The following is an 843-nucleotide window of genomic DNA, read 5'->3' on the forward strand; positions in this document are numbered from 1 at the left end:
ACACACCATGGCTATTTTCCTGACCAAGGACAGCAAGGTGCTGGTCCAGGGCATGACGGGCTCTGAGGGCACCAAGCACACCCGGCGCATGCTCGCCTCGGGCACCAACATCGTGGGCGGGGTCAACCCGCGCAAGGCCGGCCAGAAGGTCGACTTCGACGGCACCGAGGTCCCGGTCTTCGGATCGGTGGCCGAGGGCATGGCCGCCACCGGCGCCGACGTCACGGTCATCTTCGTGCCGCCCAAGTTCTCCAAGGACGCGGTCGTGGAGGCGATCGACGCCGGGATCGGCCTGGCGGTGGTGATCACCGAGGGCATCCCGGTGCACGACACCGCCGCGTTCTGGTCCTACGCCGGCTCCAAGGGCAACAAGACGCGGATCATCGGTCCGAACTGCCCGGGTCTGATCACGCCGGGCCAGTCCAACGCGGGCATCATCCCGGCCGACATCGCCAAGCCGGGCCGGATCGGCCTGGTGTCGAAGTCGGGCACGCTGACGTACCAGATGATGTACGAGCTGCGCGACATCGGCTTCTCCTCGGCGGTGGGCATCGGCGGGGACCCGATCATCGGGACCACGCACATCGACGCGCTGGCGGCGTTCGAGGCCGACCCCGACACCGATGTGATCGTGATGATCGGTGAGATCGGCGGCGACGCCGAGGAGCGTGCGGCGGAGTTCATCAAGGCGAACGTGTCCAAGCCCGTGGTGGGCTATGTGGCGGGGTTCACGGCTCCGGAGGGCAAGACGATGGGGCACGCGGGCGCGATCGTGTCGGGTTCGGCGGGCACGGCCGCGGCCAAGCAGGAGGCCCTGGAGGCCGCCGGCGTCAAGGTCGGCAA

At 68.6% G+C, this 843-nt stretch carries 1 protein-coding gene; it reads left to right on the forward strand.

Annotated elements, in window-relative coordinates; genetic code table 11:
• Positions 1-7: 7 nt before the first annotated feature.
• Positions 8-843: succinate--CoA ligase subunit alpha (gene sucD / locus ACFQBR_RS33590; RefSeq protein WP_344187143.1), on the forward strand; the 836-nt coding region annotated here is incomplete at its 3' end.

It is taken from the genome of Nocardiopsis tropica (genome assembly GCF_042660575.1).
GTDB lineage: Bacteria > Actinomycetota > Actinomycetes > Streptosporangiales > Streptosporangiaceae > Nocardiopsis > Nocardiopsis tropica.